We start from the raw sequence: 11,405 nt of genomic DNA on the forward strand, positions 1-11,405 counted from the left end.
TTCCCGTTGCCGGCGAGCGCCGCTAGCTCAACTGGCAGAGCAGCGGACTCTTAATCCGCGGGTTCGGGGTTCGAGTCCCTGGCGGCGCACCAGCAATTAGGGCTCTGTCCTGGTGGATCGTCACCCGGGCGGAGTCCTTTTGCATTCGTGCCGGCGCGGTGCGAACCGGTCGCGGCGGCAGCGGGTGCGGCCACCGCGACCGGTTCGCGGCGAGATCGAACTCTCGTCGTAGCTAAAGTCGGCTCCGGAACGATGTCACCACTGACCGCCATTCCAGCGTCTTGAGGGTGGCCAGATCAGGCGCCACGACCGGCTCCACCCCTGGAGCGCCGACACCATAGACCTGCGGCGCGACCGTCTCGGTCAGGATGTTGTCGAAGTGGAAGGAGCCCTCGAAACCCAGCCACACGACGCTTCCGCCCGCCAAGGCTGCGGCGCTCAGGCAAGCCCTCAGATAGCCATCGAGGTCGGTCGGCAGTTCGTCGAAGATCAGATCGTACTCAGTGACGCAGGCGTACGGAAAGGAGTCCGGCTCCTCCCGCTCGAGCGAGTACCTCTGCACCTCGGCTGGCGCCGTGCCGCCGAACACGAAGTTCGGCGACACGGCGGGAGTGCCCGGGACGAAGACACTGACGACCGGCTGTGCGGCAAACCGCAGCCCGGATGCCAAGTCAGCAGCCACAGATACCCCACAACTTCAGATCCTCCGGGGTGACGATCTTCGACGACGTAACCCTACCTGCATATTCGCCCTCCTTCGCTACGAAAAGGGCGACCGTCTTGCCGTTGACCTGACCGATGAACCCCTTGTTCCGGATGCCGCCGGTCCCACCCAGAGTCCAGTCGAAGGTCTTCTGTGGCGAGGTCAGGATCGAGGAGGTGATGTTCTCGAACGCCTGCCTCTTCACCTCGTTGCTCCCCACGTTGGGAACGATGTCGCCGACGAGCCGCCGCATGGCGTGCCCGCCATCGGCCCGCATTCCCTGGTACGCCGTGGCGACGGTGTCCGCGCTGAACCCGATCGCGGGCGGGCAGCCCGCGTTGTGCACCAGAACTGGCGTATCACCGGCAACGACGTAATAGGTCTGCAGGTCGGCGATGGACAGGTTGTGGACCTGGGAGACCTCGGTCCGCGCCAACACGGACTCGATCTGCACCCAGGTCCCCGCAGCCGTACGGATTGACTGCCCCGGCTTGAGCGACTCCGCTCTGACCCATTCGCCAAGATCACGCACCCAGAACGGATGGTTGTGCGTGGCCGTGACGGTTCCGGTCGCGTCACCCTTTGCCCCGTCGCTGTCGACGGTGACATCGACCAGTTGTTTGACGCCGGCGCTGCCGATGAGGGCGGTGACTGCCTTCGCTGCCGTGGTGCCGGTGACGGGATCGGTGGCCAGGACCTCGTCGCCGACCCGGATCTGTTCGATCGCCCGACGACTCCCATCGGCGAGCAGGACCGCCGTACCGGGGGTGAAGCTGCTACCGCACTTGATGAGCTGCTCGACGATGTTCTTGATCGTGCGCAGCTTGTCAGAGTTCTTCAGGGCTTTGGCGCCGGAGCCCAGCCAGCCGACCACCGGGACCATGGCGCCCAGGGACAACAGGCCTCCGACCACGTCGCCGCGGCCGAACGAGATTGCCGCGTCGGCGGCGTCGCACACCTCCCCAGCGCCCGGGACGAGGCCGCACATGCCCAGAACGAACTGAAGCATGTCGAGCATCAGGCCAGGGTTCTCGTCGACGAATCCCTTGAGATCGTTGAGCATCGAGCAGCCAGGGGTGCCCGAGTTCGCCGGAACGCTGCACTTGGCCGGGTTCGTCAGAACCCCGGCCAGGTCCTTGTATACGTTCACGCACTGCGGCGACATGGCGGACTCCGGTACCAGACAGCCCCAGCTCTTGTGGCTGTCCGCCGCGGTTCCGGTGCCGCCCGGGCCGGTGCCCGCTGCGGTGCTGCGCTGTAGCTGCTCCCACTCCTTGAGTTTGGTGGCGTAGATGGCCGAAGCTTCTCTGGCCGCGGAGTCGGCGGCCGCAGCATCCTTACCGGCGGCCGTGGCCGAAGCGCGTGCATCCCTTGCATCTGCCGCTGCTGCAGCGGCGTCCGCGCTCGCACGACGGGACGCGGCGCTCGCGGTCGCCGCCGACTTGGCGGCGCTGTTGGCGCTGGCCTGCGCGGAGTTCGCCGCGTTGCGGGCGGTCTGGGCGGACGCGGCGGCGTCGTCGGCTGACTTCTTTGCTGCCTGGGCCGAGAGTTGCGCGTTCGCCCTGTGCTGCTCGGCCGCCTGGGCGGCGGCCGTCGCCCTGGCGGCTGCCTTGTCCGCCTCGGCGGCGCTGCCCGCCGCGTCGAGCGCTGCCTCCTGCGCTCGGGCGGCGTCCTCCAGGGCCTTCTGCGCGTACTGCTGCGCCTCGAGGATCAGCTTGCGAACCGTCGCCACGTGGGCGGCCTGCTCCAAGTCCCTCTGCGCCGCCTGGTAACGGGACGTGGCGAGGAAATACGAGATGTACGACGGCGGGCCGGAGAGCGCGACCTGCCCGGCGGCCTTGACCTCCGGACCTCCGGCGTCCATCACGCGGTACACCTCTAGCCGCTCGTCGGCGGTGCGTGCGGTGTACTGGCCGGTGCGGAGGAAGTCGTGCGCCGCCGTGGCGTCACCCGCGAGGGCGCGCTCGGCAGCCGCCTTCAGCGTCAGCTGGCCGGCGGCCTGGGCAGTATCGAGGATCGCGTAGATCGACCGCCGATCGTTGGCGACCTTCCCCTGGTAGTTGCGGGTCCGTAGGAAGGCATCCACGGCCGCGTCGTCACCAGCCAACGCCGTGTTCGCAGCCGTCTTCTGCGGCCCGTCGGGCAGGGTGTCGATCAGGTGCCACACCCTGGACCGGTCGTCCTGACCGCTCGCAGCCCTCCGGCCGGTGGCCAGCCAGGTGCGCATCTCGACCTCACCGCCGGTCAGGACGTCCATCGCGGCGTACTTGGTCCACTCGCCGCCGGTGCTGGTCAGCGCTACGGCTGCGCGGCGGCCCTGGTCGAGCATCGTCGCGGTCGTAACGCCCGGTGCTGCCGCCTGGTCTAGGAGGGCCCGGGTGGCCGGGTCGACCCGAAGCTCCTCAGCTGTGTCCCACAGCAGACTGCGGTTCCACTCTCCCAGCACCCCGGCCGATGCCCTGATCTGCTGTTCCTGGGCCGCAGCCTCCTGCGCCGCCAGCACGCCCTGCTCGGCGGCCTCCGTCAGCCGCACCTCGTCTTCCTGGCGGGCCAGGGTCTCCAACTCCGTTGCCTTGGTGGCAGCGGCTACCGCGAGGTTCGCCGACTCCACGGCCGCAGCCGCGGCCTTGGCCGACTCTGCCGCCGAAAACTGGGCGTTCTCGGCGGCGACCGCCGCGGCCAGCGCCGATCTCTCCGCGTTCTCCGCGTGCGTCGCCGCCTGCTCGGCGAAGCTGAACGCTTCCGCCGACGCCTGCGCCGCCGATCGCGCCAGTGCCTCGGCACGACCCGCTGCGCGGGAAGCTGTCGCCGCCGCGGTCCGGGCCCGCGCTGCCGCGTCCCGCGCGCGCTGCGCCTGCTGCGCCGACACGCCCGACTGCCTGCTCGCCGCGTCAGCGGCGTTCGCAGCGGCGTCCGCGTTCACGCCCGCCGCCTTCGCCGCCTTCGATGACGCATCGGCCTGCGCCAGGGCGCGGTCGCGCTCAGCCTTCACCTGCGTCAGTTCACGCGCCCGCGCTGCCGCGTCCCGTGCGGCCTCCGCCGCCTCCCGTGCCGCTCGGGCATCCCCGGCGTTCGCCCGCGCCGCCGCCGCAGCGCGCTGCGCCCGCGCCGCCGCCTGTGCAGTCAACGACGCCGCCGTCACCGCCCGTCGCGAAGCATCCGCCGCGGTCCTCGCTGCCCGCATGGCTGCGTTCGACGCCGCGACCGCCTCCTGTGCGGCCTTCGCCGCGCTGGCCGCGGCATCGGCTGCGCGCCCGGCCGCAGCCGACGCCTTTGCCGCGGCACCTCCAGCCGCCTGTGCCTCCGCCTGCGCGGCCAGCGCGGCCTTCTTCGCCTCCTCAGCGGCGTTCGACGCCCGAGTGGAGAATTCCTCCGCGGCCAGCGACTCCCGTGAGGTCGCCTCACCGGCCTGCCTGGCCTGCTCGGTCAAGGCCCGGATCGTGGCCAGCTCCGCATCCCGCGCTCGGGCCACGAACTGACCGCTCGAGAGGAACTCCGCCAGCTCCTCCGGCGATCCCGACAGCGCCTGCGCCGCGGCGGTGTTCAGTACCGGGCCGCTGTTGTTCGGTCCACCGGTGAGCATTCGGGTCGCGGCCAACCGATCGTCGGCATAGAGCGCTGCCTCGCGGCCCGAGGACAGGAAGTCCTCGATGTCCTGCTCCGAGCCGTTCAGGGCCTTCTGCGCCGCGGCCTTAGTGGACGGTCCTTCGGCTGCGGACAACACCCGGTATGCCCGTAGCCGCTCGTCCGCTGTCCAGGATGTCTCCCAGCCGCCGTCGACGAACGCGCGCACGTCAGCTGCCGAGCCGTTCAGCGCCTGCAGTGCCGCAGCTCGCGTCGATGGACCATCCATCGAGGCGAGCACCTGTGCCGCTGCCCGCGTATCAGCGTCCTGAGCCACCTGGCGCCCCGAGTCGAAGAACGCTTGAAGGTCCTGATCGGACCCCAGCAGAGCGGCCTCGGCGGCCCGTCGTACCGAGGGCCCGCCGGAGACCATGTAGTCGACCGCTGTCTCTCGAAGGGCCCGAAGGTCGCCTTCCGCAGCGGACGCTGACGATGGCGCATGGAGGAGCGACCCCACCATGGTGAGAGCGATCACGGTTGCCATGCCCCGCACAGGGCGGTGCCACCGCCTCGGGCGGTGTATTGCCGGATCAAGCATGCGAGATAACACCTGAACCCCCGTTTGAAGACGCCATTGATGGCGTGCAGTGCAATCGGCATGCCGCCCCAGGTATATGAAGACCACTGGGTGGGCAGCACGGGGCAGTCTGCCAGACAGCGAGCGCCGTCACTGCCCCGGAAGTTCCCGCTTCACGCATACCGCCAGCGAGTAGATGGCCGCCCCGTATCGGACCGCCCGGAATGATCCACCAAGGTCGGGGCCTATTTCTTGTGCAGCGGTGGTGGGCGGTCGCTCGGTGGGTGTTCGGGAGCTGGTGGACCGGGTGGCGTTGGTGGACACGGCGCGGTGCTCCGGGACGCCGCTCGGTGGCTGCCGGCGTGAGATGGTCGAGCGGCCGGGTTTGCGGCTGTCGGCGGTTCCGGATCGGTTCGGTGGGCGGCTCCCGAATGGGCTCGGAGTCAGGGGGCTGTTCACCGCTTATGGGTTCGAGGTCGGGTCAGCATCGACGGACCGCGCGCTGTACCGGAACCGCCTCGGCCGGGCCGGCACGTGGACGAATGCCCGACCCTGCGCGGCATGCAGACCCTGGCCGATGTAGGGCTGAGGTACCCGGTGATCTGTGTGATCATCATCGATCTCTTCACCGGCCCGGACCGGCTTGCCGACATCTCGCCGCCACCCGCGCCGGACGCGTCGACCACGCGCCATACGAGCCGATCCCGTCCGTCTCCTGGGATGGACAGGTGGTGCTGCTGTCACCGGAGCCGCTGGACCACGGCTATCACGTCGTGCTGGAGGCATCTTGCACAGCAGCCGCTACCGGAGCAGGCTGACCTCCCTGCGGGACGGCCACCGAGGGCGGTCGCCCGATCAGACCACAGCGAGCCGACGCTCTCGTACCTGTGCCACCAGGTGATCGATCAACTCGTGGCTGAGGCCGTCGCGGCCAGCCGGAGCGAACGCCACCGTCGATGCTGCCACCGCCTGTGACAGCATCGACGGTGCTGAGCGAGACTGGACCGTCCTACAGGAGTGCGTATGGCGCTGGGGCCCGTACTGGTGATCGGTCTTGATCCGGTGCGGATCCCGGGCTGGGACCCGGCGCCGGTCGTGGCGGCGATAGAGCGCGGTCAGGCCCGTTTCGCCGAGCACGACGTCGAGGCCGATCTGTGCCTGGTCGCGCCCGACGACGACGCCGAAGCCGCCGTCGTCGAGGCGCTGACCCGCAGGGACTACGCCTGCGTGGTGGTCGGCGGCGGCATCCGCAAGCACGAGCCGCTGCTCCCGCTCTTCGAGAAGATGGTCAACCTCGTCCGGCGGTACGCTCCCGACGCGGCGATCGCCTTCAACAGCACCCCGGAGGACACTGCCGACGCCGCGCTGCGGTGGCTGCCCCGCGACACGGGAGAACGCCGCACCCCTTGACGGCAACCGGTCAGCTCTTGGCGGCGGTCGCCGACGCGTACCGGATCAACGAGCGGGGTGGGCCGCGGGGTCGGCGAGCCACGGTTGCGACCGGTGCCCGACAGTGCGTGGGAACACGGGCGGGCCGGCCCTACAGTCAGCCTCCATGAGGCTGATGGCGCGACTCGCGGCCGGGTCCGCCGTACTACTTGCCGCGCTGGTCGTCGGGCGGGGCACGGCGGCCGCGGACGATGGCCTGGGGCTTGAGCTGCGCGCGGACCGACAGTCCTATCGGATCGGTGAGCCGGTCCGGGTGGATCTCACGGTCACCAACTCGACAGGCGCGGCCTGCGCGCTGGCGACCGAGGCCACCGGGACCGTCCAGGTGACCGGTGTACGCCGGGACGGGCGGGACGTGGCGGCGGTGCTCGGTCGCAGCTTCTACGCCGACGGGGTGGCCGCGGTCGCCACCGCCGGCCTCACCACTGTCGAGCCCGGCGCGAGCGTTACCGTGCCGTTGACAGCTGTCCGGGTGCACGACGGCGACGACGCCGGTGACGTGGTGCTGCGCTCGGTGGCCGCGACGCCCGACGGCGGTGGGTTGGACACGCTCTGGCCGATCGGGGCGGCCGGCCGGTACGAGGTGACCGCCGGATACGTGACGTTGCCGTTTGGTGGTGCCGCGAACTCGTGCGCGGGGGTCACCGCGCTGCGGACCGCCACCTTCGTCGTGGGTGACGGCGGGTCGGGCGTACCCCGATGGGTCTGGCTGCTCGGCGGTGCCGCGCTCGTGCTGCTGCTGCTCGTGGTCGCGACAGTGGTCCTGCGGGTCCGCCGCCGGTCCCCGGCGGGCGCCGCCGCCCTGCTGCTGGTCGTCGTCGGTGGGATCGTGGTCGCGGCGGCGCAGCCCGCGCGAGCGGATTACACGGTCGACCCGAACTCGGGCGCACCCGTCGCCGGGGTCGACTTCCAGGCGGCGGTCGACGGCTGCCTGCAGGGGTTCGCGGCGGCCGGTGGTGATCCGGCGGGGATCCTGCCGCGACTCAAGGATTCGAAGTCGCCCAAGGTGCGGATCATCCCCACCCGGGGTGGTTCGGGTGCCTTCGAGACCCCGGACAGCGCGGACGGCAAGGGTTCCTCCACTGTCACCTGGAACCCGACCTCCACCGAGCCGTACGGAGACGGGGTGGTCCGTGACCCCTGCGCCGGGCTGTACCACGAGCTGAACCACGCCGACGACATCTCCCGCAGCGCCGTGCCGCCGGGCGAGTGCGGCGCCACCGGGATCAAGACCGCCGAGGTGAAGGCGACGCTCGCGGAGAACCGTTACCGCGTCGCGAAGGGGCTGCCGCCACGCACCGAGTACGACGGCAAGCCGTTGCCGAAGAACCTCGACGAGTGCAAGAAGCCGGCGAAGAAGAAGCCGCCAGCGAAGGGGCCGACGAAGCTCTGCGAGGAGGGTGCCGCCTGCGCGAGCACCAACGGCGACCCGCACCTGGTCACCTTCGACCGGGCCTTCTACGACTTCCAGGCGGTCGGCGAGTTCGTGCTCGTCGCCGCGACCGGCGGCGATCCGCTTGAGGTGCAGGTCCGGCAGACCCCGATGGCCGGCACCCGGACCGCCTCGGTCAACAGCGCGGTCGCCTTCCGGGTCGGTGAGCGGCGGGTCAGCCTCACCCTCAGCGGCGGCGCAACCCGGCTGTACGTCGACGGCGCGCCGGTCGCCGTACCGCCCGACCGGATCGACCTCGGCGGTGGCGGCACCCTGGCTCGCCGGCCGTCCGACACCGGTCCGGCGGACGGTTACGACCTGCGCTGGCCGGACGGCTCCGCGGCGGCCGTGGACCAGATCGGCCACTACGGTTACCGGCTGCTGGTGAAACTGGACAGCAGCCGGGCGGGAAAGGTGCGCGGCCTGCTCGGCGACTTCGACGGCGACCCGAGCGACGACATCGCCGCCGCCTCCGGGCCGGCGCTTGCGCAACCGGTGCCCTTCGAGAAGCTCTACCCGGCGTACGCGGACGGTTGGCGGGTCGCACAGGAGCGCTCACTGCTGCCCTACGAGGACGGCCAGGACACCGGAACCTTCACCGACCGCGCCTTTCCCGAGCGGCCGATGACGACTGCCGACCTCGATCCGGGTCGCCGGGCGGCGGCGGAGGAACTGTGCCGCTGGGCCGGCGTCACCGCGCCAGCCGCGTTCGCCGACTGCGTCTTCGACGTCGGAGTCAGCGGCCGACCCGAGTTCGCCGTCGGCGGCGCGGCCACCGAGCGGATCGCACCACCGCCGACCGTGCCGATAGCCGCCACGCCTGTCGCCTCCGCCGTCCTCACCCCGGGTGGTGACCGGCTGACCTTCCCGGCCCGCGCCGGGGACGCCGTCTTCGTCGACGTCGTCGCCAGTGGAATCGCCGATCGCTGCTCCGCGTACCGGCTTCTCGACCCGGAGGGCCGGGAGGTGAGCAGCGGCTGCAACATCAACGGCTCCGGCTACATCGACCGCGTCGACCTGACAGCCGCCGGCAGCTACGCGGTGGAGGTCACCGCCGCGACGGGCGACACCGGCCGGGCCACCGTACGGGTCTACGCCGCCTCGGACACGGCGGGCACTGTCGAGCCGAACGGACCAGCGGTCTCCGCGATGATCGAGCAGCCGGGCGCTCAGGCCCGGTACCGGTTCACCGGCCGGGCCGGCGAAAGGGTCTTCGTGGAGGTGCCGACGAGCACCCTGAGCGACCAGTGCTCGCCGCTGCGGATCGAGGATGTCGGCGGGCACCTGGTGAACAACGGCTGTGTCGTCAACGGCGTCGGCGAGGTCGATGGCACGCTGCTGCCCGCCGACGGCGCGTACACGGTGGTGGTCGATCCGGTGGACCGCACCACAGGTGCGTTCGCCCTGCGGCTCTTCGCCGGCCGGGACGGCAGCGGCACGATCACCGTGGACGGGCCGGCGGTGGTGGCTGAAGTGGTCCGGCCGGGTGCGCTGCTCGGTTACCGGTTCACCGGTTCGGCGGGAACCTCGGTGGCCCTGACGGCGAGCGCTGCCACCCTGCCCGACCAGTGCGGCGTACTGGAGTTGCGCGGCCCCGACGGCATCCTGCTGGCCAGCGGCTGCGTCATCAACGGCGCCGGCACTGTCGACGTGACAGTGCTGCCGGCCACCGGCACGTACACGGTGGTGGTGAACCCGTCGGGCACCGCGACCGGGCGGGTCAGCCTCACCCTGCACCGGTGAGCGAGGGATTGGCCCCAACGATCCGTCGCCGGTTCGGTGATGGGCATGGAAGGGCTGATCCCAAGTTACCGTCCGGTTGTCTGGGGGATTGACCGGCGAGCATGATCCGATGCTGGACGGTTGCATTCTGCCCATCTAGCTTATTAGGCGTGGATCTATTCTCTGAATCAATGTCCTTTCTCGACCCTGAAAATCCCGAGCGTGTCGGCCATCCCGACTATCGCGAACTGCTCGATTCCGGTATCGCCTGTCTGATCGAGCGACGTGCCTTGCCCAGTCGCGCAGCCGTCCTGAGCGCCCAGAAGCATCGTGCGGTGTTGAGTGGACGAAAGCCGTTGACTCAGGGCAGATTCGTGAGCCTGTTCGTCACCACACGCAATTTCCACGAACGCCTGGCCGCGTACGCCCGCTGGTTCGCCAAGGCCGAGTCAGCCGTGGTGCTGACGCTGCGCCAACTGAATCGGCAGGTGGTGAGCCTGCGTGCCGGCATTGTCAGTCTCGCGGAAGTTGTTGACCTGGCCGCGCTGCGGAACGTCCGGCTCCGGGTGCGATCTGCGGAGTTGGCTGCCGTGTTGGAAGGTGCTTCGTCTCCGCTTCTGTGCGCCCACCTCGCGCACCATGTCAGCTGGCGCAGTACTGGGCAGTTGGTGGCCCACTATCAAGCCGAGTACGGCAGGTTCTGTGCGGCTATAGGTCTCGGAATACCGTTCAACTTCGACCTGGAGGCGTTCGCCGGCGAGTGCATGGCGCTGGCTCAGTTCTACGCGAAGCTGGCCCACGCCGAGATCGAGGGTTGCGGAGGAGATTACAACCAGGTGTGTGCGGCGTACGGTCAGAAACTGTCGAGCGGCGTCTTGAAACTTATCCGGGGGAGCCTGCCGGAGGTGTCTCTGAATTCGCTGTGGACTCCCGACTTCTGAAGGCAGCCCTCGTGGATTATCTAGAGATCATCGCCCTGATATACGCGGCACGGCGTGCCGTGGAATGGTGCCTGGCTCGGGGGTCGGATCTGGTGGCCCTGCCCCACGAACTGTTGATTCGGTGGTATGAGGCAAGCGCGCGCCGGCGTAAAGCGCGGCTGAAGTACCACGCGGAGGTGGCCCGCCTGGTGCGGGATGTGCCGTCTCAAAGGCCACCGTTTGCCAGCGATGCTCCCTCGGGGGGTGGAACCGGCTCGCGCCGCCGGGGGAGGTCGTGGGGTGCGTGAGCCGGCAACGTGGATCCCGACAGCGACGACAGTCGCTACGAGGGAGGACCGATGAGGAACACGTTCCGGGCACTGGGCACGGCGGCGATCATGGTCGGCGTGACACTTGTCGCCGTGCCGGGCGCCAACGCCACACCACACGGGCCGAGGGTCGCCAGCGTCGGCGGTTCGGGCGAGGTCAGGTTGACGTATTCGCCGGACAACGACGTACGCAGCTTCACCTTCGACGCGCGAGCGACCCCGTACACCCGGGCACTGCCCGGCGCGCCGCACGGCCTGCCCACCGACGCGACAGGCACGGTCCGCGTCGCCCACCGGCTCGCCGCGAACGGTCTCACCGTCCGCTTCGCGGCCCGCGTCGACTGCCTGGTCACGGCCGAGCGGACCGCGAGCCTCACCGCCGTGGTCACCGAGGCCGACACGCCGGCGGCCGACCTGGTCGGTAGGCGCCTGGGATTCAGCGTGTACGACGGGCCGGGCGGCGATCGGGTCGGTTTCTCCTGGTCCGTGGTCAACGCCGACCAGGGGCCGGACGGTCAGTGGCGCGAGGGAACGGTCGGCACGTGCATGGCGCCGGCGGCGTTCGCCCCGGTGACCAGGGGCGACTGGACCGTTCGGCACGCCGAACTGCTGCCGCCACCAACGGACAGGTGAGCCGCCGGCGGCAATGACCCCGGCGGATAGGCGCGCGTGTCGTGGGTAAGCGGCGCGCGTGCCCGCCAACCAGGAG

The 11,405-nt window shown here is 70.1% G+C and carries 6 protein-coding genes, 1 tRNA gene and 1 pseudogene; 6 read left to right on the forward strand and 2 right to left on the reverse strand.

The genetic code is table 11. The annotated features are described in order from the left end of the window. The first annotated feature begins 16 nt into the window (after positions 1-16). A tRNA-Lys gene (locus ACLQ26_RS09545) sits at positions 17-92 on the forward strand. Positions 93-232: 140 nt separating this feature from the next. Here ACLQ26_RS09545 and ACLQ26_RS09550 read toward each other — a convergent pair. Together ACLQ26_RS09550 and ACLQ26_RS09555 are read right to left on the reverse strand one after the other, a co-directional pair. Continuing rightward, on the reverse strand, positions 233-682 hold the full coding sequence (locus ACLQ26_RS09550; protein ID WP_425744090.1) for a hypothetical protein: 450 nt from the start codon (positions 680-682) through the stop codon (positions 233-235). Beyond that, positions 672-4,811 (reverse strand): polymorphic toxin-type HINT domain-containing protein, encoded by a 4,140-nt coding sequence (locus ACLQ26_RS09555; protein ID WP_425744091.1) that lies wholly within the window; start codon positions 4,809-4,811, stop codon positions 672-674. The genes ACLQ26_RS09550 and ACLQ26_RS09555 overlap by 11 nt, the downstream gene beginning before the upstream one ends. Before the next feature lie 785 nt (positions 4,812-5,596). On the opposite strand from ACLQ26_RS09555, the pseudogene ACLQ26_RS09560 reads away from it, so the two are divergent. From ACLQ26_RS09560 to ACLQ26_RS09580, 5 genes and pseudogenes are all read left to right on the forward strand, one after another. Beyond that, positions 5,597-5,694 (forward strand): annotated as a pseudogene (locus ACLQ26_RS09560) (kinase); the annotation flags it as partial. 173 nt (positions 5,695-5,867) lie between these two features. Next, a complete protein-coding gene (locus ACLQ26_RS09565; RefSeq protein ID WP_425744092.1) occupies positions 5,868-6,254 on the forward strand; it encodes a hypothetical protein in 387 nt (128 codons plus the stop codon). Positions 6,255-6,399: 145 nt separating this feature from the next. Next, a complete protein-coding gene (locus ACLQ26_RS09570) occupies positions 6,400-9,468 on the forward strand; it encodes a VWD domain-containing protein (protein ID WP_425744093.1) in 3,069 nt (1,022 codons plus the stop codon). Positions 9,469-9,617: 149 nt separating this feature from the next. After that, positions 9,618-10,388 (forward strand): hypothetical protein, encoded by a 771-nt coding sequence (locus ACLQ26_RS09575; protein WP_425744094.1) that lies wholly within the window; start codon positions 9,618-9,620, stop codon positions 10,386-10,388. Positions 10,389-10,726: 338 nt separating this feature from the next. After that, the gene (locus tag ACLQ26_RS09580) at positions 10,727-11,329 is read left to right on the forward strand and encodes a hypothetical protein (protein ID WP_425744095.1); all 603 of its coding nucleotides are present in this window, start codon (positions 10,727-10,729) and stop codon (positions 11,327-11,329) included. Positions 11,330-11,405: the final 76 nt, after the last annotated feature.

The sequence above is a fragment of the Micromonospora sp. DT43 genome, assembly GCF_049841645.1.
GTDB lineage: Bacteria > Actinomycetota > Actinomycetes > Mycobacteriales > Micromonosporaceae > Micromonospora.

Bases quoted from the DNA above. Each gene is read 5' to 3' on its own strand.
- ACLQ26_RS09565 (WP_425744092.1), top strand. From the start codon at position 5,868: ATGGCGCTGGGGCCCGTACTGGTGATCGGTCTTGATCCGGTGCGGATC.
- ACLQ26_RS09570 (WP_425744093.1), top strand. From the start codon at position 6,400: ATGAGGCTGATGGCGCGACTCGCGGCCGGGTCCGCCGTACTACTTGCC.
- ACLQ26_RS09555 (WP_425744091.1), bottom strand. From the start codon at position 4,811: ATGGCAACCGTGATCGCTCTCACCATGGTGGGGTCGCTCCTCCATGCG.
- ACLQ26_RS09580 (WP_425744095.1), top strand. From the start codon at position 10,727: ATGAGGAACACGTTCCGGGCACTGGGCACGGCGGCGATCATGGTCGGC.